Raw genomic sequence first — 19,477 nt, 5'->3', positions numbered from 1 at the left:
TGTTATTCATCTTTATGAGGCTCTCAGGTGACCACCAAACCGAAGCGGCGGCCACGCATACTGACTGTTTTGAAAACCAGGGCACTCAGCCCGCATATGGTGCGCGTGACATTTGCCGGTCCTGAACTGCAAGGTTTTCCGGCCAATCATGAAGGTGCCAATTGCAAGCTGGTTTTGCCAAGAGAGGGCGAAACGAAAGAGGAATTCTACGCCTATTTCGCGCCTGATGCGCCGAATGAAAAAATCCACCCGGTGCGAACGTACACGGTGCGCGCCTTCCGTCCGGCGGAGCTGGAACTTGATATCGACTTTGTCGTCCATGGCGACGAAGGCCCGGCCACACGCTGGGCGCAGTGCGCGGTGACAGGATCGTTTTTGGGTTTCTTCGGTCCAAGCCAGCCTAAGATCACGAACTACTACGCTGACTGGTATCTGATTGCGGCTGATCTTTCAGCGATGCCCATCGCGGAGGCAACGCTGGAAGCTATGCCTCTGGATGCGCAAGGTGTCGCTGTTTTCGAAGTCCCCTCGAAAGAGGACATTCGCGAGGTTACGGCCCCGCAGGGCATCGAGATCACCTGGCTTGTGCAAGAGGATCCGCACGTAGCTTCCAGCGCCCAATTGGAATTCGTCAAATCGCTCAACTGGCGGCAGGGCGTATTGCAAACGTGTATTGCCGGTGAGAGTTCGGTCATCCGTTCGCTACGGGACTATCTCCACAATGAGCGAGCCGTGCCGAGGAAGGACACCTATATCTCTGGCTACTGGAAAATCGGTCTTGTCGAGGACGAGCACCAGAAAATGAAACGCGCGGAAGCGGCCTGATCCAACACTCATGCCTTGTGGATCCACAGCGAGCGTTTAAACGGCGTTGCTATGTCTTCGCCCAAATTCTTTCGGCGGCGGCGGGACACTGCTGCGCGGGGCCGGCTGAACCGGCGGCTGCCGCACAAAATTGTCCGCTGGTGGATCAGGCTCGTCCGAAGTGAACCGGCCAGGCGTCTTTTCGATCCCACAAAAGTAACACATCAGCCCACTGCCAACTGTCGGCAACAGGAAGCTCAGATACCAAAAGCCACTTCGGCCGGAGTCGCGAAGCCTGTTGAGGCACGTGCACAGGTTCATGTAAAGCACGGCAATAATCGTCACGGTGAGGCCGATATTTTCCATCGGATTGCGGGCACTAGAGCTGTCTTCCAGATCCGCGAACAAGAAAATTGTGCCGGCCAGACCGCCAATCGCCAGACAGAAGATTGCGATCTGAGACAACCACCAGTGCGTTCGGCCGATCTTGCCGTGGCAAGGATTGATGAGGGCAAGCATTGGGCACTCCAAAGACCTCACCCTCTAAACCAAAAATTGTGAAGATGTTTTTAAACAAGTCTTTCGATTTGTTTGTGTTCTCAAGTTTTCACAAGGCCTTCCAAAGCCTGGTCGAGTGTCAGGAGGCACTGCCCGGAAGCCAAACTCAAGCCCTGCGATCCGATCCTTCTGCTTTTGCGTAGTTGAAGCATCGGAGGATACGATGGCCCGATATCATGTATCTGTCACAGGACTGCGCCTGAAAGGTTGGTTTTCTGCTTTCCGCTTCTGGAGACATGCCGCTCCGAGCTACAGTCAGGCCAAAGCGGCCAAGGGTATTGTCCTGGCGGATGTGCTCAAGAAAGACGGCATTCATCACACGCTGACCGTCTGGGAAAGCGAAACGGCAATGAAGAGGTTTCTTTACCGGGGGGCTCATCGCAAGGCAATTCGTGCGTTTCCGGAGATTGCGGAAGGGAGCACATACAGTTTTCAGTCCGATGTGGTTCCATCCTGGGATGTCGCCCTGGAGAAACTGAAGATTCATGGGCGCATCTACACCCAAGGCAGCCGCGACCAGCAGAGTAGTACCGTGTCGCAGTCGGAGTAGTCTCTCCGGCTAACACAATTGAGCTTGACCATCCGCGCGGCGGCGAGACTTGCCTACCTCATCCCCTCATAGGCGTATCGGGTTTTCGTGGTCGCCGCAGGGTCGAACCATCCGGGTTGTTTTTGAAGCAGCCGGAAGAGTTCATTCGCACCCCTGACCTGATCCAGGTCGAAGCCTTTTTTCCTTCCATCCCACTCGAAATCGAATGCACATTCTGCAATCAGGGGCCAGCCGGTCGGTCCGTCCGGATACCAGAAACTGAGACCGAGCTTGATCGGCTCTGCCTTCTTGAAGTCGACCTTGCAGAGCTTGCGGAAGATCTCCGTGGCCGTGAATGCGTTCACGGTGCCCAGCCGGGTTTTCCTGTGTATCTCCAGTTTCTCCAGGGCCGGAAAAATTTCGACCGCGTCATCGATCGTTGCGAGCTTGGGTTGCTTCTTGAACCGGATTGCGCTGGAACGGGAGAAGACGCTTCGGAAAGGAGGCATCAGGTCCTCCTCGAATTTCATTCGAGAGCGTCTGGCATCGGCTGTCTCAACGGACGCATCCTCGGCAAGGATCAGGTCCGCAGAGCGGAACTTTAAGGTGAGCTTGTAGTCGTCCTCGTCCTCTTCATACCGGCATCTGAGAGCGTAGCCGGCCGCGCGAAGGCGGAAGTCTTCAGTGTCGACGTAACTTGTTTCGCGTGCTTCTTCCTTGTCCTGACGGTCTATGTCCCCGCCGAGCCTTTCCGTCAGAAAACCGATCACATCCTGAAATGCATTGCTTGCGGTCTCTCGATCCAGAAAGCGGGTCGCATTCAGGATCAGCTTGTATTCGCGGGACGTGATACGGTTCATCTATGGCTCCTGCAGCAACGTGATGCCTGGGCAAGAGTGCAATCTTTGCGCGATCTGGTCAAACATTGTGCAGCCGATGCGCTAGTCGTGATCAGCGAACCTGCGGCAGAACGCGCGGGTGCCTGGGGGCATAGTCTTCCGCAAGTGTTAGCCCTTGTATGCCCAGAGCTCATCATCTGCTTGAATAGCAGCGACAACCGCTTTCGCGCGAGTAAACGTACCTTGGTTCGTTCCTAGCCCCATGTGATACGCCTCGGTTTTGACGAGGTAGCCCACAACAGTCTCCTCTGACACACCTCTGCGAAGCTGACTCGCAGCTTGGATCAAGTAGCTGTCGTATTCGTCTGCGAACGTTAAGCAGTTTTCGTCAGTCCAGTTCTGGCCGTCACCGAGAAGCCCTATCGGGTCCCATTTAGACCAGCCAATGTCCCTGAGGCGCGAGAGCCTAACTTTAGGAAGAGGTGGATTGAGGATCGGCATTGAGAAGTACTCTCGAAACGTATCTCGGCGATAGACTACCAGGCGCCGCGTGACTATTCAGCTCTACACTGCTCAAGATTTTCGAGTGAGAAGCTTCGCTCCGCTGCCTGTTGCGCGACCGAATGCTCTCCCACGCCGCCCAAACTTTCGCGGCATCTTTTTTGGAATAGGCCTAATGCCGCATTGCCGCCCCGAGACGCCTAGTCATCGGCTCGCTGTTGCCAATGCGGACCCGAAACCGACAAACAGGCCGCCGGTGATGCGCCGGACCCATCTTGCGCGCTTCGCGGACGTCAGGAACCGGCGCAGATGACTGCCGGCGAAGGCGATAAACGCATGGTTGGCGAAGCACAGGATCGCGTAGGTGAAGGAGAGGATGCTGATTTCCAGCATGTCGATCCTGCCGGAGCGCATGAATTGCGGGAAGAGGGCGGTGATCACAAGGATCGCCTTCGGATTGGTGACGGAAACAAGCAGAGCCTCCAGGAAAAGCTTCCAGCCGCTCTTGCCAGCTGCCTGGCTGGTGTCGGTGACGTGGAACCCCGATTTGTCGCGCCAGATCTTCAGGCCGAGATAAATCAGATAGGCTGCGCCGATGAACTTCAGCACGGTAAAAGCCAACGCTGAGGTTGCCATCAGCGCACCGAAACCGAAGGCAACCGCATACCCGATGATGACAAGACCTGCGGCATTGCCCGTCGCCGACGCAAGCGTTGCGTTTCTTCCGAAGCGTAGCGTGTTGCTGATGGCAAGCATGACACCCGGGCCTGGGCTGATGGCGGGCAAAAGGGAGACGGCAATGAACACAAGCCAGAGTTCAAACGACATACTGGAATTCCTCTATCAGGCGGGACCGCTTGAAGCGGCAGTCGAGGAGCGGATCAAGGCAGAAGGCGGCCTGCCTTCACGGCTTGATCCAGAAGGCCCTGGGCATATTCCCAAAGTTGTGGAAAGGGGCTGAGGCGGGCTTCCTTGGTTTCGCGCAAGTCAGCCACGGAAATTGGGGCATGGGTCGGGTCTTCCAGGCCTGACGCGAACACAAGCACCATCGGATGCAGGGCATCCATGGCGTTTGCAAATCGCGCTTCGTCTGTTTCATTGGCTTCAAATTCAAGCCAGAGAGCCTTGAATTCCGCCCCTTGTGCCTCCGGGAGCAGCGCAAACAGACGTTCGGCCGCTGCGGTTTCCCGGGCTTTGACCGCAGCGTAATTGGTGTCGTCCACCCAGTGATCTCCCGCATCGATCTCGACGAGGTCGTGAACTGTGAGGAGCTTGATCACGTGGTGAATGTCGGTGCCGTCCGGGGCGTGATCTGCGAAGGTCAATGTCTGGAGGATAACGTGCCAGCAGTGCTCTGCGGTTCCTTCCCTTCGCGTGCCGCTGGCAAGCTGATTGAGGCGGACGACCTCCTTCAGCTTGTCGGCTTCAAGCAGGAAGGCGACCTGACGTTCAAGCGCATCAGGCATTCAGACTTCACCCATCGCTTTGCGGAACCTTTTGACGCTCTCGGCAAATCCGTAAATCAGGGCATCGGCGGTAAAGCCGTGTCCGATGGACATTTCCCGGATAAAGGGCGCCCTGGCGATGAGGGCCGGGATATTCTCAACGGTCAGGTCGTGCCCGGCGTTGACACCAAGGCCGCATTCGCGGGCGGCAGATGCGGTCAGTTCGATGCGTTCCAGTTCCCTTTCCGCCGTGACCTTGTCGTCGTAGCAGGCTCCATAGGGGCCGGTATAAATCTCGATCCGTTCCGCGCCAATGCGGGCGGCGTGCTCGGGGGCAGCCGGATCCGGGTCGCAGAATAGTGACACGCTGACGGCCCATTCCTTGGAGGCGGCGATCGCCGTTTCAAGCAGGCCGATGTCGCCGGTGAAATCCCACCCGTGATCGGAGGTTGTCTGCTCCGGATCGTCCGGAACGAACAGGACCTGTTCCGGTCTGGCTTCTTCCACCAGCCGCATGAAGTCCTCGGATGGATATCCCTCCAGGCACAGCTCCTTGTTGGGGAACCTGTCCTCGATCAGCTCAGCAAGTTCGAAGACGTCGGTCTTGCGGATATGCCGTTCGTCCGGACGCGGATGCACGGTGATGCCTTTAGCGCCGGCGTCCATGGCAATGGCAGCAAGACCGGTCACGCTCGGCCAGGGCAAATCGCGACGGTTTCGCAGCATGGCGATGGCATTGACGTTGACTGAAAGGCGTGAGACGGCAGACATGGCTGAGAGTCCGGTTGAGGCGGTTCACAATCCGATTCAATAATTTGGGTCGGGATTGCAACATTGTTTCAAAAGCCTTTGAAGTCAAACGGGATATTGTCTCTAGGGACAATGTTTTCAGCGCCGTTTCCGCCTGTTTGTCTCCGATCTGAAGCCCATTAAATGAGAGCTTTCATTGATCGTTCGCCCGTCTTAAGGGCCGATCATGACTACCCGTTCGTCAAATCTGTTTGTGAGGTGTTTGCGATCATTCAAAAACACTTGGGCCAATTTTGTTCTGATCCAGGTCCCTTCGGCGCAGATGCCGGACGTGAAGGTGGATGATGAAAAGGCACCCCAGCCAGACCGCGAAAGGTTTCAGATGGACAAAGAGCAACATCGGCATTATTGCCCCCCAAACCGTCCCTAGGCCTGGTGCCACAAGTGATCCACCAATCGCACCGGCCAAAACGGGTGAAAGCACTGACGCCAAAACCGCGAAGCCCCATCCGGCAATTCCAGCCCGACCGAACCATCCGGACAGAAGCAAACCGGAAACAGCCCCACCGGCCGCTGCCAGCGACGCTATTTTCATCGGTGAAGGCTGAAGATCATGGCCCGACTGTCCAAAACCTAGTTCCTCCGCCAGCATGAGAGCGACCAGAAACCCGGCAGCCGCAACTTCCAGAAAAACGATGAAGCGAAACTTGTCTTGCACCAGCCAGTGCCGCGCCTGAGAGAATTCGTGCAACATGTGGCCTCCCGATACGATTGAACCGCAAACTTGATAGTTCGCATTCCAGGAGAGCGTTCGGAGGGTTTCTGTGTTTTATGTGCAGTTGAGGCAGGCCTGGATTGCCTATGAGGGTTGGTATGGCGTTTGGCAATCAATTCCTTGCGACGCTAGGTGCCGGGTCGAGACGTAGCGATCAGGAAGCCCTGGTAGCGGACCAGTTGGCCTATGCCAGGGAGCGAGACCATGACATCGAAGTTGAAACGACCGTTGTCCTGAAACTCAGTCGCTTCGCTTCTCGGCAGCAGCCAGCCTGGCAGAGGGATACCGAGCAAGCTTGCGCGAGTGACGGGAAAATGCAGTCTTTCGCCATCGAATGTCAGGTCGATATTGAATTTCATTAGTCCGAAACGTTCATAAACGTGACCGCGGCTCTGATCGTTCCTAAGCGTAAGCGTGGAGGAGAAGCACTTGCCGCCGAAATCACGATGCCAGATTTCAGCGTCCTGCTGTCTCTCGATTGTGACGGACACTGGTGTTTGTTTGGATTCTGGCGGAAAGCCGATCAGCCGGCAGACAAGTTTGCCCAGCACTGAAGACCCGCGCGTTACTCTGGCCTCTCCAATCCAGTCATGTTTGCCCACAACGCTGTGAAGAGCGCGCACCGTCGCGGGAAGCTTGTCGAACTCGTGCCCGAGCGCCCGCCGAAACAGGCTCTGGCTTTCCTGGGCGCTCATGTCCGGTTTCGCATTCAATTCTGTTGCCCTCTGCTACCGAAACCGGCAGCACGATCCAGATCCAAGCCTAAGCTTTCGGAGCGGATGCGCTTAGTCAACGATCCGATCCTTCAATTCCTTTGAGGGAAGGGGGCATGATCTTTTGCCGAATGCAAACCGGTTTCGGGCAATGCGGTCGTACAGCCAGTCGGTTATGACATTGGGTAAAAAGTCGATGACTGCAAGCAGCGCCCAAGGTCCTCCGACGCTTCGCATGGCTGCAGCGAACGAGGCCATCTTCGTATAGGCCTTGCCGTCCAGAATCACGATGTTGGTTTCGAGGAGGTCCGGGTCCAGGTCAAATTTCTGATATAGCGCACGCCCGGTTTCGGATCGGGCACGGACGAAACGGAAACCTGCTGATCTGTCGCGATGGGCCATGAAACGCGCAAAACCCGAACAAATGATGCAGATATCGTCAAAGACGATCAGGTTCTGTGTTCCTGAAAGCTGTGACACGTAACCGGGTTCCTTTTCATGTTCTGGGCCGGACTGACGGCGTGGTACAAGCATGACGCAACTGCCCCATCCTGGTCCATGTGCTTATCGTCGCGGCTCCACAGTTGCCGTTAAAGGTGGGGATCCTTGTTGCAAACAAACCGCCTTCTTGTCATGCGCTCAAAATTGAGTATGTTCTCCGGTAATGTAATAACATTACAAATCAGCGTATGGAGAGGTGATGACTGATACTCGTTTGCCGGTAACGGTCCTGTCCGGATTTCTCGGAGCCGGGAAAACCACATTACTCAATCGCGTCCTGAACAACCGCGACAACCTGAAGGTCGCCGTCATCGTCAATGACATGTCGGAGGTCAATATCGACGCGGATCTGGTGCGAGCCGGGGGGGCGGAACTGAGCAAGACCGACGAGACACTCGTCGAAATGTCCAACGGGTGCATATGCTGCACGTTGCGGGACGATCTCCTCAACGAGGTCCGGCGTCTTTCCGAAGAAGGAAAGTTCGACTACCTGCTGATTGAATCGACCGGGATCTCCGAACCGCTGCCGGTTGCCGCGACTTTCGAGTTTCGGGATGAACACGGGGAGAGCCTGTCCGATGTGGCCAGGCTGGATACGATGGTCACGGTCGTCGATGCCGTCAATTTGCTGAAAGACTTCTCCAGCCATGATTTCCTGAGCGACCGGGGCGAAACCCTCGGAGAAGAAGACGAGCGCACACTGGTGCACCTATTGACCGACCAGATTGAGTTTTCGGATGTGGTTATCCTGAACAAGGTAAGCGCTGCGACACCGGCTCAGGTGGATGCCGCACGCAAGATCATTCGCAGCCTCAACGCGGATGCCAGGATCCTGGAAACCGACTATAGCGAGATTCCACCCGCAGATATTCTGAACACGCGTCTCTTCAATTTTGAAAAAGCGCATGAGCATCCTATGTGGGCGAAAGAACTCTACGGCTTTGCGGATCACGTTCCGGAAACAGAAGAGTATGGCGTTGCGTCCTATGTCTACCGGGCAAGACGCCCATTCGACCCGCAAAAGGTCCACGCGCTTTTGAACGGCCCAATGCCGGGTGTCATTCGGGCCAAGGGTCATTTCTGGATCGGCAGCCGTCCGGAATGGGTGATCGAATTTTCGCTGGCTGGAGCTCTTTCCAGCGTGTCTCCGCTCGGAACCTGGTGGGCCTCGGTTCCCATAGAGCGCTGGCCTGATGACGAGCGCGCACATGCTTATGCGAGATCCCACTGGGCCGAACCCTTTGGAGACCGCCGGCAGGAAATCGTCTTTATCGGTGCCGGGATTGACTGGCCCGAACTCCGCAGCCGGCTCGACGCATGCCTGATCACCGAAGAAAGCGGCAACGATCTTGCGGCATTTGCCGATCTGCCGGATCCCTTTCCTGCTTTCCGGATGGCGGAGCAGGCAGCATGAGCCTTGCGGAAACGGAAGCACACCGGCCGCTCCGGGCAAAAGCCCGGAATGTCCTCATGGGCCGCGAGCCGGATATTCTAGCCGAAATCGACGCGCCCGGCGTTGCAGCAACCATCTGGACACGTGCCTGCGATCAGGCCTTTCAAAGCTGGATCGATGCCTTGCCTTTTGAGCAGTTGCCTGAGCTCCGCACCATTGTTCCGGTGCACCTTGCCGAAGCTGCAGCGATTGCCGCTTGCGAACAGGCAAATGTGCCAAAAAGTCCGGAAATGGACATGCTCACAGGTGATGTCGGCGCCCTTGCCATGATGCTGGCAAAGTCGCTTAAGGTACGTCAGGTGCGGGTGCGGCTGGACGTCTCGGACGAGGTGATGTGTCCGAAATTCCATGTCGACAATGTTCCGGCGCGGCTTCTCTGCACTTATCGCGGCAAAGGAACAGAATATGTTCCGATGGGACACGAGAACGACCAGCAATCTGTTCGGCAAGTGACGCGCGGTGCGGTTGCGCTGTTCCGGGGCGGTGCGTGGCCTGGCGAAGAACGTACCGGCCTCTTTCACCGCTCACCTGATCCGGAACCTTTGAGTGGACATCGGCTGCTTCTGGTGATCGATCCCATGGAGTGAATAGGCTGTCGTGATTTGTGCCACTGCAAACGTATTCTGTTTGCGGTGGGGCTTACCAGCCGTATAGCGTTGCTTCCGGTCAAAGTTTCAATCAAGGACGGAAGAGCGTGGCACGAGCACATCTGCAGAATCGGGTTTTGCCAACTGGAGAAATCGTTTCCGCACCCTTTCGAGGCGCGTTTACCGGCAACCGGGGCATTCTGACATTTGACGAACACGGCCGGCTGGGCACGTCCAGGTGGAAACACCAGCACTGGATTGTCTGCGATCTGGTCCATCCGCGTGGCCGATACCACGGACCGCAACCGGCAAGGGGATGGACACCGCTGTTTTTCCTGGACGAGGCGATCGCCCTTGCCGCTGGACACCGGCCCTGTGCCTATTGCAGGCCGAAGGCTTATAGGGCCTGGCTTGAGGCCTGGACGAAAGCGCACGGCCAAAGGCCGGGACACAAGGAGATGGATGCGGTTTTGCATTCGGCACGCACGAAACGCAACCGCGTTCAGGTTCGTCACCAGTCGCTTTTGAGTGACCTGCCAAACCATACGTTTGTTTTGACGGAAGGGCGGCCGCATCAGATTCTGGATGGCTCTCTTTTTCCATACGAAAACGGTCGTTACGGCACGGGGATTTCTTTTGACCATCTCCGAAACGCGCCTGTTACGGTTTTGACGCCAGCGCCGACAGTCGCCGTCCTCGCCGCTGGTTATAAAGTAGAAACAAGCCTCGCAGATGCGGACTGAGTGTACCTGAATGCTTGTCCCACGGACCTTTAGAGCGCACTGTTTCCGGCTTGCGTTTGGGTAAATTGCCTCTGGACGGCTCCGTTTCCATTCAGCTGGTTGAGCAGTGGCGTTTGGCTTTGTCTTCGGGCAGTTTTAAGATGAAGGTTGTTGTCGTTCAGGCTTCATGAGAGCGTGTGTCATGTCCTTTATGAAACGAGTCCCTCCAACACTGGCTTGGTTGATGTTTTTGTCCTTTGGCGCAATGGCGCAGGAGTATGACTATGTCGCTGACAACCACAGCTGGTCGTTGAGCTGCAATCAATCCGGTTATGTCTTGCGTTCGCAATATCCGGTAACGCGGTTCCATGAAGCCGGTGCCGCGTCTTCCGTGACCCGTCAAAAGGAAACGCTTTACCTAGGCCGCGCCTGCGATGCGTCCAGCACCGTCCTTGGCGAGGGCAAATGGTGCTGGGCAAATGGTGGATTTTTCGCCGAATTCGCTCAGGCCCGGATGGGATTTCCGAGGCAGGAACTGGTATGCCCGAACAACCAGAATGATTTTTCAGGATGTTCCTGCTGACAAGGGCTTTGATCATGCGCACGGTCCAGCCGGTACAACAACGTCGTGTGTTGACACGCTGTGTTGGAAGCATGTGTCACGGGCTGGTTAAGTTGTATTTTATCTGACGTGCAATCAGTCTTGCGTTCCGCTCAAACCAGACTAAATCCTGATTGAGGATCACTCTCCAACCCAGTTTGACGACGGGACCCTTGCTGATGGTTGACGCAAAGACTTACACAGGTGGCTGCCTGTGCGGCCATATCCGATTTGAAGCCAAAGGACTTGCAGTAAACCCCCACACCTGCTCCTGCGAGATGTGCCGGCGGCATACTGGAGCCCTTACGGCAGCATGGGTGGAATTTCCAAGCAAGGCGGTTTCTTGGACGGGGCCGGGCGGTGCGCCTTCTGTCTACCGTTCCTCGAAGGTATCCAGCAGGGCGTTTTGCGCGATGTGCGGCAGTACCCTCGGAGCAATCGACGATGCGCCGACTGTAGCTCTCCTGGTTGGAAGTTTCGATGAGCCTGACGACGCAGAACTTGTGCCTAAGGGGCATTCATTTCGAAGCGGCCAGCCAAAATGGTGGACAGTTGAGATCAGTCAGCGTTGAAGGTCGGCTACCGATACTTCTTCCTCTCTCGCGCGTGAAAAACGATGCGCCGGCTGACAAAGGCCAATGTCAGGCAAACAAAAGCCCCGGTTTGTGCCGGGGCTTCTGAAAATAGACGAGGTTTCCGTTACACGCGATTCAGGAGCCTGGCACGGATGGTGTTGGGCAGGTTGCGGATCTCTTCCAGGATGCTGACCGGGTCTGCAACCGGGCTGTCCACGTCCAGAACCACATAGCCGATGTCCTGATGCGATTGCATGAACTGCGCGTGGATGTTGAGGTCGTGCCGCGTAAACAGGTCGTTAAGCGTGCGCATTGCGCCCGGCGCATTGTGGTGCACCTGGATAAAGCGTGTCGCGTCCGTGCCTTTGGGCAACTGGACCTGTGGGAATTCAACAGCTCCGATCGTGGAACCGACATCGGAATACTCAACAAGCCGCTTGGAAACTTCTTCGCCGATCCGCGCCTGGGCCTCTTCCGTCGAGCCGCCGACATGCGGTGTCAGGATAACGTTGTCGAGGCCGCGCAAGGGAGAGGTGAACTCATCCTTGTTGGATTTCGGCTCAACCGGAAAGACGTCGATGGCCGCACCTGCGAGATGGCCCGACTTCAGGGCTTCGGCCAGCGCATCGATATCGATCACCTTGCCGCGTGCATTGTTGATCAGGAATGCGCCTTTTTTCATCTTCCCGATCTGCTCGGCGCGGAACATGTTCTGGGTCTCCCGCGTATCGGGAACATGCAGGGAAACGACGTCGGCTTCACCAAGCAAGGCATCGAGGCTTTCTGTCGGCGCCACGTTGCCGTGCTGCAGCTTGTCGACCATGTCGAAATAGATCACCCGCATGCCCATCGCTTCAGCGAGATTGGACAATTGCGTTCCGATGTTGCCGTAGCCGACAATGCCGAGCGTCTTTCCACGGATTTCGTGAGACCCTGCGGCACTCTTCAGCCAACGCCCCTCGTGCGCGGCGGCCGATTTGGAAAAGACGCCGCGCATCAGCATGACGATTTCGGCAATTGTCAGTTCGGCGACGGAACGTGTGTTTGAAAACGGTGCATTGAAAACCGGGATGCCGCGCATGAGCGTGCCGTCGAGATCGACCTGGTTCGTTCCGACGGAAAAACAGCCGACCGCGACAAGGCTCTTGGCAGCCTCCAGAACCTCCTCGGTTACCTGTGTACGCGAGCGGATGCCCAGGATCTGCACGTCCTGCATGCGCTCGATAAGCGCGTCCTTTTCAAGCGCACCCGGCAAGACCTCCACGTTGGCGTAACCCGCTTTTTCAAGCACTTTACGTGCGGTCGGCGAGATACCTTCCAGAAGGAGCCATCGGATTTGGTTTTTCGGCCGGGACAGACCGTGGTTCATGGGCTTGGAGCCTTTTTCTGAATGAGATGTTTCATGCGCTTTAAGGGCGCGGAACGCCGGTGTCGTATACGCGCTGTTCCGTGTCGCGTCTAGGCCGTCGTGGCAACGAATTGTTGAGTTTCCGCCAGCAATGCAGACGTTGCATGGGGAAGAGGAGCCAAGTTGGCATTGTGTCCCTCCGCGCGCTGCAAAGTCGGCGTCTGACGTTGAAAATCGGCTCTTGTCTTGCCTGTTCAGCAGGCGTCAGTTGCTGCCCGGCATTTCAAGGTCTGATTTGAGCCGCGACAGAATATTGACGGCATTTTCGGCGTAGTCGCCGATCCAGCGATCGTGGATCTCCTTGATGGGCAGCGCGTTGAGATGGTTCCAGCGCTCGCGGCCCTTGCGTTGCACGATGATCAGATCCGCCGCTTCCAGAACCCGCATGTGCTGCATCACCGTGCAGCGGTTGATTTCCGGAAACTCTTCGCAGAGTGTTCCCGTCGTTTTGGGGCTGTCTTTTAACAGATCGAGGATCCTGCGGCGGCGCTTGTCCGCCAACGCCTTGAAAATTCTTTCCGAATCATCTTCGCTTGACATGTTATAAAATTATAACATTAAATTAGAAGACGCAAGGCAAGCCACGAAGGGTTCCAATGCGCGATGATGAGCTAATGCTTGAGCAGAGCTGTGCCGTTCCGGTTGTGAAAGTCTGGAAAACCTTGATCCGGCCGAACTTGTGGTGGGGAGACGGTGTACTTCTGGAACCACATGAGGGTGGGACCTTTTACGAACCGTGGCGGGACAATGCCGGCCAGCACCACACGCGGGGGCAGGTACTAAAGATCGAGCCGCCGCACCTGTTGAGGCTCAGCTGGCGCGACGATGACTGGAGGTTCGAAACCGAGGTTTCCATCCAACTGGTCGAAAATGGCGAGGGAAGTCTTATCGTCCTTGCCCATCGCGGCTGGAGCGGCGCGCCGGAAACTTCACGGGCGGAGCTTGTCAGCGCACATCGTGGCGGCTGGCAACATCACCTCAACACCCTTTCCGCCCGTGCGGAGGCACAATGACTGAAGACTGTGGAGGAAGACATGGCATTGTCGTTCAAGATCGCCGGCAGGATAAACAAGCCGGTTTCCGAAGTCTTCGAGGCCGTCGTCAATCCGGATCGTCTGTCAGGCTACTTCACGACCGGCGGCGCCGATGGGCGCATTGAGCCCGGCGCGACTGTCAATTGGTCCTTTGCCGAATTTCCGGGCCGATTCCCGGTCATGGTCGACCGGGTCGAGAAAGACAGCCTCATTGTATTGAGGTGGGCCGCGCAGGAGAGCGGTGAGGTCAGTTCGACAGGCGAAATCCCGGAGCCGGCCGGTTACGACACCACCGTCACCATGGCTTTCGAACCGCTTGACGGCGGCCGGACGCTGGTAACCATCAGCGAAGAAGGCTGGCGCGACACCAAGGGCGGCCTCGAGGCCTCCTACGGAAATTGCGAAGGCTGGACGCAGATGCTGTGCTCCCTGAAAGGCTTTGTGGAACACGGCATAAATCTGCGGGAGGGGTTTTATAAGTGACGCGGTTTGAAGGCCTCATGACCTGCTGGGGCGTTTCCTGAAACGGGATGTTCTCCGCGAAACTGGGATATTGGGCCTCATCATGAGGAGGTTCGTAGAAGCGTCTCGAAGGATAAATCGCATGGTCGTGCGCACATGGCCCATCCTTCGAGACGGACCTTGCGGTCCTCCTCAGGATGAAGTGATGCGTAGACGTTAGGGCGACATACTCAGTGCCGCCCCGGCCTTGAGCCGGGGCCAAATTCGAATGATTGTCATGAGTTCCTGGCCAAGGTCCCGGATCAAGACCGGGACGGCGCTGTGGAAAATACAGCCGTGTTCGTCACCCCGGACGAAGCGCAGCGCGAGCCGGGGTCGGTGAGGCTGAGACCTCACGGGTTTCCCGTCTCCCTGCGATTAGACCCGGGCCCACCGGCCCCGGATCTCCGCTGCGCTTGGCCGGGATGACGACAATGGCTGAACAACCTCATCCTGAGGAGCGCGCCAGCGCGTCTCGAAGGATGGGCCGCATGTTCTGATCGTGCCGGGCATTCTTTTAGACGCACCTTGCGGTCCTCCTCAGGACGAGGGCAGTTTGGAGGCGCTTAGAGCATGGCACTCAGCCGGTCGGCGATTGCGCGAATGGTCGCGTCGTCGTACCCAAGCTCCAAGTCCTTTTTCATGAACGTCGCCAGGTCTTCCGCAGTCCCGATCTGCCAGTCCTGTTTCTGGTCTCCCGAAATCTTGCGCGCGCGGCCATCAAGGAAGCTGATGAAGCCGTCATCTGTCAGGCGGTAGAATTTCATGCTACCGGCAAAGGACTGTTGCGGCGAGGCGGCGCACACGAAGTTGGAGGCGTCGATGTCGGCCTGACGCACGGCGACGCCGTCAAAACCATAGAGCGGAAACCAGCCCTCGTCGGTCTTGCGCTCCAGGACATGCTCGCCTGAAGAAGCTTCAAACCGTATCCGGTAGACCTGGTCGCGGATTTGCTGTTCTTCATTGGTAGAGATCTTCACAGGCTCGGCCGGTGCCTGACCGCCGAAGCCGGCGTCAACCAGCCATTCGTCTCCTTCAAGCGGAACCACAAAGGCAAGATGCGTTCTGGCGCCGCCTTCTTCTTCGCCCATGCGCACACGTGCCAATACCTGGCGGTTGGGGAAGCCGAGCGCATGGAGAGCCTGACCAAGGAGAGTATTCACCTCAAAGCAATAACCTCCGCATTTCTCAAGAACGAGCTTTTGCCAGAGGCTTTCGGGTTCAAGCTCGGGCACCTTTCCAAGAAATGGCAATACGTTCTCAAACGGTATTGCACCGATCTGCGCCGCCTGCAGTCGCTTCAGCCCGTTGAGATCTGCCGTGCAGGTTTCAAGGCCGATGCGGTTGAAGTAAGTGGCAAGATCAAAGGGCATTGAGGTGGTCCGGTTTAGTCAGAAACGCCCGTCGGATGTAAGGCTCCGGCCAGCGAATATGAAGGGGCAGTGCTCAGCAACTGTTTCGATACCGGCTTTTCCCAGGTCCCGGATCAAGTCCGGCACGGCGCGGAGCGTCGTTTTTATCGCAATCGTCACCCCGGACGCAGCGCAGTGGAGATCCGGGGCCGGTGAGCCCGGGTCAAATTGCAGGGAAATGGGAAACCCGTCAGGCCTCTGCCTTACCGATCCCGGCTCGCGCTGCGCTTGGCCGGGATGACGACAATGGACGAAAGACTTCATCCTGATGGGCGTGCAAGCGTCTCGAAGGACTTGCCCGTGAAGGCCGGCAATGGGGCAGCCGGTCAGGTGCCAGCCCCATTCCTTCCAGGCGGACCGAGTAGTCCTCCTGGGATGAGACCACAGCTTATATGTTTCGCCTCACACCAGTGCCGCCCCGGCCTTGAGCCGGGGTCAAATTCGAATGAATGTCATGAGCTCCTGGGCTGGATCCCGGATCAAGTCCGTGACGGCGCAGTAGAAAAAACAGCCGTGTTCGTCACCCGGAAAAAGCGCAGCGGAGATCCGGGGGCGGTGGGCCCGGATCTAATCGCAGGGAGACGGGAAGCCCGCCAGGCCTCCTCAGGATGAGGTCATCTTGGCGGAAGGCAGGGTATAAAAAGACCCGCCACACGGGTGCGGCGGGTTCGGGTGTTTCCACAAATGAAGTGCTTAAAGCCCTTCCGGACCCCGCTGTACGGCGGCGACGCCGGTGCGGGAAACCTCGACAAGGCCGAGCGGTTTCATGATCGCGATGAACTGCTCGATCTTGGACGTGCGGCCCGTGATTTCAAAGACGAAATGCTCCGTGGTTGCATCGATCACCGTCGCGCGGAACGCATCGCCGAGACGCAACGCTTCCAGCCGCTTGTCGCCATCACCGGCCACCTTGATCAGGGCAAGTTCCCGCTCCAGCGGTTTGTCCTGGTTGGCGCGGCGGGCGCGAACGGTGAGGTCGGTCACGCGATGGACGGGAACCAGCCGGTCAAGCTGGTGGCGGATCTGTTCGATGATCATCGGTGTACCCGTGGTCACGATGGTGATCCGCGACAAGTGCCGCTCATGTTCGGTTTCCGACACGGTGAGGCTGTCGATGTTGTAGCCGCGCCCGGAGAAAAGCCCGATCACGCGGGCGAGGACGCCCGGTTCGTTGTCGACGAGTAGCGATAGGGTGTGGGTTTCGATTTCGTTGCTGACTTCGGCCAGGAAATAGGCGGAAGGCGCATCCACATTCTGTGCGTTCATATTCAAAGTGTCCTTCTTGCCTGACCTTAAACGAGCGATTTGCCTTCGGCGCTGATCGCGTTGGCGACCGCCTCGTCATTGGCTTCGTCCGGCAACAGCATTTCGTTGTGGGCCTTGCCCGAAGGGATCATCGGGAAGCAGTTGGCAAGGTTGGCCACCCGGCAATCGAACAGCACCGGCTTGTCGACGGAGATCATCTCTTCGATCGCGCCGTCCAGATCCCCCGGTTTTTCCACGCGAATGCCGACACCGCCATAGGCATCGGCCAGCTTGACGAAATCAGGCAGGCTGTCGGTGTAGGAGTGGGAGAGCCTGTTGCCGTGCAAGAGCTGCTGCCACTGGCGGACCATGCCCATGTACTGGTTGTTGAGGATGAACACCTTGACCGGAAGGCCAAACTGGACCGCCGTCGACATTTCCTGGATGTTCATCAGGATCGAGGCATCGCCGGCGATATCGACACAGAGCGCATCGCGATGCGCCACCTGCGCGCCGATCGCCGCCGGCAGACCATAGCCCATCGTTCCGAGGCCGCCCGATGTCAGCCACCGGTTCGGCTCCTCGAAGCCATAGAACTGAGCCGCCCACATCTGGTGCTGGCCGACTTCCGTGGAAATGAAGGTCTTGCGGTGTTTTGTGAGTTCATAGAGCCGCTGGATCGCATATTGCGGCATGATGACGTCATTGTTGGGCTTGTAGGCGAGCGAGTTGCGGGCGCGCCATGCATCGATCTGCTGCCACCAGTCCTTCATCGCGGCCGCATCAGCCTTCAGCGAGGACGATCGCCAGATCCGGACCAGATCTTCCAGAACATGCCCGACATCGCCGATGATCGGCAGGTCGGCATTGATCGTCTTGTTGATCGACGAGGGGTCGATGTCGATGTGGATCTTGCGCGAGTTCGGCGAGAACGCGTCGGTGCGACCGGTGATACGGTCGTCGAAACGCGCACCGATACACACCATCAGGTCGCAGTCATGCATCACCATGTTTGCTTCATAGGTGCCGTGCATGCCCAGCATACCGAGCCAGTTGTCACCGGAAGCCGGATAAGCGCCGAGGCCCATCAATGTGGAGGTGATCGGGAAACCGGTCAGCGACACGAGTTCGCGCAACAACTGACAGGCGTGTGTCCCTGAATTGATGACACCGCCACCGGTATAGAGAACCGGCTTCTTTGCTGCGGCCATCATTTCGGCGGCCTGCCTTATGGACGCAGCGTCACCTTTCAGCTGCGGGCGATAGCTTTTGTGGGCTGCCGCCGGGTTCGGTGTCGGGCCCTGATATGTGCCGGTGGCAAACTGGACGTCCTTTGGAATGTCGACGACAACGGGGCCAGGACGGCCCGAGGTTGCGACATAAAACGCCTCGTGCAGGACACGGGGCAGATCGTCCACGTTGCGCACAAGCCAGTTGTGCTTGGTGCACGGGCGGGTGATGCCGACAGTGTCGCATTCCTGGAAGGCGTCGTTGCCGATAAGGTGGGTCGGCACCTGGCCGGAGATGCACACGAGGGGAATGGAGTCCATCATGGCATCCGTCAGGGCCGTCACCATGTTGGTTGCGCCCGGGCCGGAGGTGACGAGGGCAATGCCCGGTTTGCCCGTGGAGCGGGCATAGCCTTCGGCCGCGTGGCCGGCACCCTGCTCGTGGCGCACGAGAATATGCTCCAGGCCTTCCTGCTGGATGATCTCGTCGTAAATGGGAAGCACTGCACCGCCCGGGTAGCCGAAGATCGTATCAACTCCCTGGTCTTTCAGCGCCTGTATGACCATTTCGGCGCCGGTCATTTCCCGTGTCATCTTAGTGTCCTTGCGGTTCATGGCCCGTTATTAGGCCTGGCTCGTATTTTGTTTATGTCGGTTTCAGCCCTGTAGCATCAAGATACGGAGAGGCAGCAGCGATTTCAGGAGGCGGATACAAAAAAAGGCCCCTTGGGGAGCCTTGATCGCGCGCCATCCTGTCCGTACGGGGTTATCCCGCCGCGGAGGCGCGCTTTCCTACCACTACTAGAATGAGCGACATCATCATGCCGTCCCGGTCCTTCGATACTGCAGGTCACTGAGACCCTTGCTTGATTTGGCTTTTAAAGGCACGACCCTCAGGCGCTGCCGTTTCAAACCTGCCGATACCACCCGGTCTCGACGCGGCGCACACTAGTGAGACGCTCAGAACCGGTCAACCCCAAATTTCGATTATTGCGCAAAAGATGCGTGATGTTTTTAAATATTTCCTTCGCTCACCAAATGAAGGCCGATTTGTGCTTGGCGACCGCGGTTTCGACGGCCCTTGCAAAAACTGCATGGCCGGGATGATAGAAAAATGTCACAATGACTGTTGCAGGGAGCAGGCGCGCATTATATACGGCGCACTCCGCTTCGCCGCCACCAGGGCGGAATTGCGATGATGGGTGTGTAGCTCAGTTGGTAGAGCAGCTGACTCTTAATCAGCGGGTCTGGGGTTCGAGCCCCCACTCACCCACCAAACTATCTCTCTGAATTTG

General features: G+C 57.4%; 22 protein-coding genes and 1 tRNA gene. 10 read left to right on the top strand and 13 right to left on the bottom strand.

The annotated features are described in order from the left end of the window. The first annotated feature begins 27 nt into the window (after positions 1-27). The gene (locus ABVF61_RS04520; protein WP_353992337.1) at positions 28-825 is read left to right on the top strand and encodes a siderophore-interacting protein; all 798 of its coding nucleotides are present in this window, start codon (positions 28-30) and stop codon (positions 823-825) included. Between the two features lie 36 nt (positions 826-861). On the opposite strand, the gene ABVF61_RS04515 is transcribed toward ABVF61_RS04520, so the two are convergent. Continuing rightward, a complete protein-coding gene (locus ABVF61_RS04515; protein WP_353992336.1) occupies positions 862-1,323 on the bottom strand; it encodes a DUF805 domain-containing protein in 462 nt (153 codons plus the stop codon). 202 nt (positions 1,324-1,525) lie between these two features. Between ABVF61_RS04515 and ABVF61_RS04510 the strand changes: the two genes are divergently transcribed. Continuing rightward, positions 1,526-1,912 (top strand): DUF3291 domain-containing protein, encoded by a 387-nt coding sequence (locus tag ABVF61_RS04510; protein ID WP_353992335.1) that lies wholly within the window; start codon positions 1,526-1,528, stop codon positions 1,910-1,912. A 53-nt stretch (positions 1,913-1,965) separates the two neighbouring features. Here ABVF61_RS04510 and ABVF61_RS04505 read toward each other — a convergent pair whose 3' ends face one another. From ABVF61_RS04505 to ABVF61_RS04475, 7 genes are all read right to left on the bottom strand, one after another. After that, positions 1,966-2,751 (bottom strand): hypothetical protein, encoded by a 786-nt coding sequence (locus ABVF61_RS04505; protein ID WP_353992334.1) that lies wholly within the window; start codon positions 2,749-2,751, stop codon positions 1,966-1,968. Between the two features lie 684 nt (positions 2,752-3,435). Next, on the bottom strand, positions 3,436-4,059 hold the full coding sequence (locus ABVF61_RS04500) for a LysE family translocator (protein ID WP_353992333.1): 624 nt from the start codon (positions 4,057-4,059) through the stop codon (positions 3,436-3,438). Between the two features lie 53 nt (positions 4,060-4,112). Then, positions 4,113-4,697: an HD domain-containing protein gene (locus tag ABVF61_RS04495; RefSeq protein ID WP_353992332.1), complete on the bottom strand. Its 585-nt coding sequence runs from the start codon at positions 4,695-4,697 to the stop codon at positions 4,113-4,115. Beyond that, positions 4,698-5,447 (bottom strand): pyridoxine 5'-phosphate synthase, encoded by a 750-nt coding sequence (locus ABVF61_RS04490; protein ID WP_353992331.1) that lies wholly within the window; start codon positions 5,445-5,447, stop codon positions 4,698-4,700. A 247-nt stretch (positions 5,448-5,694) separates the two neighbouring features. Then, a complete protein-coding gene (locus tag ABVF61_RS04485; protein ID WP_353992330.1) occupies positions 5,695-6,180 on the bottom strand; it encodes a hypothetical protein in 486 nt (161 codons plus the stop codon). A gap of 149 nt (positions 6,181-6,329) precedes the next feature. After that, the gene (locus tag ABVF61_RS04480) at positions 6,330-6,896 is read right to left on the bottom strand and encodes a DUF4166 domain-containing protein (RefSeq protein ID WP_353992329.1); all 567 of its coding nucleotides are present in this window, start codon (positions 6,894-6,896) and stop codon (positions 6,330-6,332) included. Between the two features lie 90 nt (positions 6,897-6,986). After that, positions 6,987-7,448 (bottom strand): thiol-disulfide oxidoreductase DCC family protein, encoded by a 462-nt coding sequence (locus ABVF61_RS04475; protein ID WP_353992328.1) that lies wholly within the window; start codon positions 7,446-7,448, stop codon positions 6,987-6,989. Between the two features lie 166 nt (positions 7,449-7,614). Here ABVF61_RS04475 and ABVF61_RS04470 point away from each other — a divergent pair, with 166 nt between their 5' ends. The 5 genes from ABVF61_RS04470 to ABVF61_RS04450 all read left to right on the top strand — a co-directional run bounded on the left by ABVF61_RS04470 (position 7,615) and on the right by ABVF61_RS04450 (position 11,350). Next, positions 7,615-8,829, top strand: a complete 1,215-nt coding sequence (locus tag ABVF61_RS04470) for a GTP-binding protein (protein ID WP_353992327.1) — start codon at positions 7,615-7,617, stop codon at positions 8,827-8,829. Then, positions 8,826-9,455 (top strand): DUF1826 domain-containing protein, encoded by a 630-nt coding sequence (locus ABVF61_RS04465; RefSeq protein WP_353992326.1) that lies wholly within the window; start codon positions 8,826-8,828, stop codon positions 9,453-9,455. The genes ABVF61_RS04470 and ABVF61_RS04465 overlap by 4 nt, the downstream gene beginning before the upstream one ends. Positions 9,456-9,562: 107 nt before the next feature. Further along, on the top strand, positions 9,563-10,198 hold the full coding sequence (locus tag ABVF61_RS04460) for a hypothetical protein (protein WP_353992325.1): 636 nt from the start codon (positions 9,563-9,565) through the stop codon (positions 10,196-10,198). A 223-nt stretch (positions 10,199-10,421) separates the two neighbouring features. Next, on the top strand, positions 10,422-10,760 hold the full coding sequence (locus ABVF61_RS04455; protein ID WP_353992324.1) for a hypothetical protein: 339 nt from the start codon (positions 10,422-10,424) through the stop codon (positions 10,758-10,760). Positions 10,761-10,957: 197 nt separating this feature from the next. Beyond that, entirely contained in the window at positions 10,958-11,350 is a 393-nt protein-coding gene (locus ABVF61_RS04450) for a GFA family protein (RefSeq protein ID WP_353992323.1), read from the top strand. Positions 11,351-11,477: 127 nt separating this feature from the next. Here ABVF61_RS04450 and serA read toward each other — a convergent pair whose 3' ends face one another. Both serA and ABVF61_RS04440 read right to left on the bottom strand, forming a co-directional pair. Beyond that, positions 11,478-12,722 (bottom strand): phosphoglycerate dehydrogenase, encoded by a 1,245-nt coding sequence (gene serA, locus ABVF61_RS04445; protein ID WP_353992322.1) that lies wholly within the window; start codon positions 12,720-12,722, stop codon positions 11,478-11,480. Between the two features lie 243 nt (positions 12,723-12,965). Then, positions 12,966-13,301 (bottom strand): ArsR/SmtB family transcription factor, encoded by a 336-nt coding sequence (locus ABVF61_RS04440; protein ID WP_353992321.1) that lies wholly within the window; start codon positions 13,299-13,301, stop codon positions 12,966-12,968. A gap of 56 nt (positions 13,302-13,357) precedes the next feature. Between ABVF61_RS04440 and ABVF61_RS04435 the strand changes: the two genes are divergently transcribed. Further along, positions 13,358-13,774 (top strand): SRPBCC family protein, encoded by a 417-nt coding sequence (locus tag ABVF61_RS04435; RefSeq protein ID WP_353992320.1) that lies wholly within the window; start codon positions 13,358-13,360, stop codon positions 13,772-13,774. Between the two features lie 21 nt (positions 13,775-13,795). Beyond that, positions 13,796-14,278 (top strand): SRPBCC domain-containing protein, encoded by a 483-nt coding sequence (locus ABVF61_RS04430; protein WP_353992319.1) that lies wholly within the window; start codon positions 13,796-13,798, stop codon positions 14,276-14,278. Positions 14,279-14,862: 584 nt separating this feature from the next. On the opposite strand, the gene ABVF61_RS04425 is transcribed toward ABVF61_RS04430, so the two are convergent. The 3 genes from ABVF61_RS04425 to ABVF61_RS04415 all read right to left on the bottom strand — a co-directional run bounded on the left by ABVF61_RS04425 (position 14,863) and on the right by ABVF61_RS04415 (position 18,776). Then, positions 14,863-15,669: an arylamine N-acetyltransferase family protein gene (locus tag ABVF61_RS04425; protein ID WP_353992318.1), complete on the bottom strand. Its 807-nt coding sequence runs from the start codon at positions 15,667-15,669 to the stop codon at positions 14,863-14,865. Between the two features lie 732 nt (positions 15,670-16,401). Then, on the bottom strand, positions 16,402-16,974 hold the full coding sequence (ilvN, locus tag ABVF61_RS04420; protein ID WP_353992317.1) for an acetolactate synthase small subunit: 573 nt from the start codon (positions 16,972-16,974) through the stop codon (positions 16,402-16,404). Between the two features lie 26 nt (positions 16,975-17,000). Beyond that, positions 17,001-18,776, bottom strand: a complete 1,776-nt coding sequence (locus ABVF61_RS04415; protein ID WP_353992316.1) for an acetolactate synthase 3 large subunit — start codon at positions 18,774-18,776, stop codon at positions 17,001-17,003. A 606-nt stretch (positions 18,777-19,382) separates the two neighbouring features. On the opposite strand from ABVF61_RS04415, the gene ABVF61_RS04410 reads away from it, so the two are divergent. Continuing rightward, positions 19,383-19,458: transfer RNA gene (locus tag ABVF61_RS04410), tRNA-Lys, on the top strand. The last annotated feature ends 19 nt before the right edge of the window (positions 19,459-19,477 follow it).

The sequence above is a fragment of the Roseibium sp. HPY-6 genome (assembly GCF_040530035.1).
In the GTDB taxonomy this organism is placed as follows: Bacteria; Pseudomonadota; Alphaproteobacteria; order Rhizobiales; family Stappiaceae; genus Roseibium.
This window is presented reverse-complemented; position numbering and strand designations above follow the sequence as displayed.

Excerpts from the sequence above, each read along its gene's own strand:
- ABVF61_RS04515 (WP_353992336.1), bottom strand. The coding sequence starts at position 1,323 with ATGCTTGCCCTCATCAATCCTTGCCACGGCAAGATCGGCCGAACGCAC.
- ABVF61_RS04510 (WP_353992335.1), top strand. The coding sequence starts at position 1,526 with ATGGCCCGATATCATGTATCTGTCACAGGACTGCGCCTGAAAGGTTGG.
- ABVF61_RS04505 (WP_353992334.1), bottom strand. The coding sequence starts at position 2,751 with ATGAACCGTATCACGTCCCGCGAATACAAGCTGATCCTGAATGCGACC.
- ABVF61_RS04500 (WP_353992333.1), bottom strand. The coding sequence starts at position 4,059 with ATGTCGTTTGAACTCTGGCTTGTGTTCATTGCCGTCTCCCTTTTGCCC.
- ABVF61_RS04495 (WP_353992332.1), bottom strand. The coding sequence starts at position 4,697 with ATGCCTGATGCGCTTGAACGTCAGGTCGCCTTCCTGCTTGAAGCCGAC.
- ABVF61_RS04490 (WP_353992331.1), bottom strand. The coding sequence starts at position 5,447 with ATGTCTGCCGTCTCACGCCTTTCAGTCAACGTCAATGCCATCGCCATG.
- ABVF61_RS04485 (WP_353992330.1), bottom strand. The coding sequence starts at position 6,180 with ATGTTGCACGAATTCTCTCAGGCGCGGCACTGGCTGGTGCAAGACAAG.
- ABVF61_RS04480 (WP_353992329.1), bottom strand. The coding sequence starts at position 6,896 with ATGAGCGCCCAGGAAAGCCAGAGCCTGTTTCGGCGGGCGCTCGGGCAC.
- ABVF61_RS04475 (WP_353992328.1), bottom strand. The coding sequence starts at position 7,448 with ATGCTTGTACCACGCCGTCAGTCCGGCCCAGAACATGAAAAGGAACCC.
- ABVF61_RS04470 (WP_353992327.1), top strand. The coding sequence starts at position 7,615 with ATGACTGATACTCGTTTGCCGGTAACGGTCCTGTCCGGATTTCTCGGA.
- ABVF61_RS04465 (WP_353992326.1), top strand. The coding sequence starts at position 8,826 with ATGAGCCTTGCGGAAACGGAAGCACACCGGCCGCTCCGGGCAAAAGCC.
- ABVF61_RS04455 (WP_353992324.1), top strand. The coding sequence starts at position 10,422 with ATGTTTTTGTCCTTTGGCGCAATGGCGCAGGAGTATGACTATGTCGCT.
- ABVF61_RS04450 (WP_353992323.1), top strand. The coding sequence starts at position 10,958 with ATGGTTGACGCAAAGACTTACACAGGTGGCTGCCTGTGCGGCCATATC.
- serA (WP_353992322.1), bottom strand. The coding sequence starts at position 12,722 with ATGAACCACGGTCTGTCCCGGCCGAAAAACCAAATCCGATGGCTCCTT.
- ABVF61_RS04440 (WP_353992321.1), bottom strand. The coding sequence starts at position 13,301 with ATGTCAAGCGAAGATGATTCGGAAAGAATTTTCAAGGCGTTGGCGGAC.
- ABVF61_RS04435 (WP_353992320.1), top strand. The coding sequence starts at position 13,358 with ATGCGCGATGATGAGCTAATGCTTGAGCAGAGCTGTGCCGTTCCGGTT.
- ABVF61_RS04430 (WP_353992319.1), top strand. The coding sequence starts at position 13,796 with ATGGCATTGTCGTTCAAGATCGCCGGCAGGATAAACAAGCCGGTTTCC.
- ABVF61_RS04425 (WP_353992318.1), bottom strand. The coding sequence starts at position 15,669 with ATGCCCTTTGATCTTGCCACTTACTTCAACCGCATCGGCCTTGAAACC.
- ilvN (WP_353992317.1), bottom strand. The coding sequence starts at position 16,974 with ATGAACGCACAGAATGTGGATGCGCCTTCCGCCTATTTCCTGGCCGAA.
- ABVF61_RS04415 (WP_353992316.1), bottom strand. The coding sequence starts at position 18,776 with ATGACACGGGAAATGACCGGCGCCGAAATGGTCATACAGGCGCTGAAA.